Below are 962 nucleotides of genomic sequence, written 5' to 3' on the forward strand. Positions count from 1 at the left end.
CTGCCGCTGTCCAGTGTGATATCGGCATTACTGAAGCCGATCACGGCTTCACTGAAAGTAAAGGTGACGACGGTATGTTCTCCAGCCGCCAGATCGCTGCGATCGACATCGATACTGAGTGTCGGACGACTGATTTCCTGCTCAATGTAGATGGGCAAGCGGGCGTCGCCGTTAACGCTGACGGTCAGTGGCCAGTTCCCGTCCCCCAGCTCTTCCAGCAGGTCTGCCGGGAGGGTGATCGATGCGTAGCCATCGGAGACCATGGCCACCGTCGCGGTGACGTCGTAGTTCAGGTCGCCCAGGGTGATGCTGATGAGGTCTCCGACGGCCACCTGTTTCAGGGTGACGACGGTACCATCCTCAGCTTCATCGGCCAGTAGTCCGTCGCGGGCTTCCGTGACAGCCGGCGCCAGGGCGATCACCGATTGGCTGTCCAGCACACCGCTGTACGGGCCACTTTCAAACAGGGCCAGGCCCGCTTGCAGCAGGGCGATGCCATGAGTGGAGATCAGGGCCACGCCGTCAACGATCGAGACTTCTGCCAGCAGGGCTTCCAGAGTGGCAGCAACACTGCCCTGAAACTCGTCCAGACCGGATAGGGCCACCAATAAATCACCGTACGCTTCGGCGGTATTGAGGCCGTCCTCCTGGTTAAACTCGTCTTCGGTGATCGCGGTGACATCACCAAGCAGGTCGGATAACTGGAACAGGGTCGCCAGAGTCTGATTGATGGCCAGCATATCGCTGGTTAAGGGCGTACTGGACAGGCTGTCAGCACTGATACCCGCCAACATCACGGCCAGCGTCGTCAGCGGTGTGACGCTCAGGGTCAGGTCACCGCTCTCGTCCAGATCGGCCATGGCAGTCAGGCTGGTTCCCAGGCTGGTGCTGGCACCGGTGGCTTCGGAGATATAATCTCCGGCGTCGCCGTTGGCGTCGGTGACCACGACCAGCACCGGGCC

At 60.9% G+C, this 962-nt stretch carries 1 protein-coding gene; it reads right to left on the reverse strand.

Annotated elements, in window-relative coordinates; translation table 11 throughout:
• A partial coding sequence (locus Q4551_RS16135) for an Ig-like domain-containing protein (protein ID WP_303434951.1) occupies positions 1-962 on the reverse strand: 962 nt, incomplete at both ends.

Origin of the sequence: Oceanobacter sp. 5_MG-2023, from assembly GCF_030548165.1 — a bacterium.
Lineage (GTDB): Bacteria > Pseudomonadota > Gammaproteobacteria > Pseudomonadales > Oceanobacteraceae > Oceanobacter.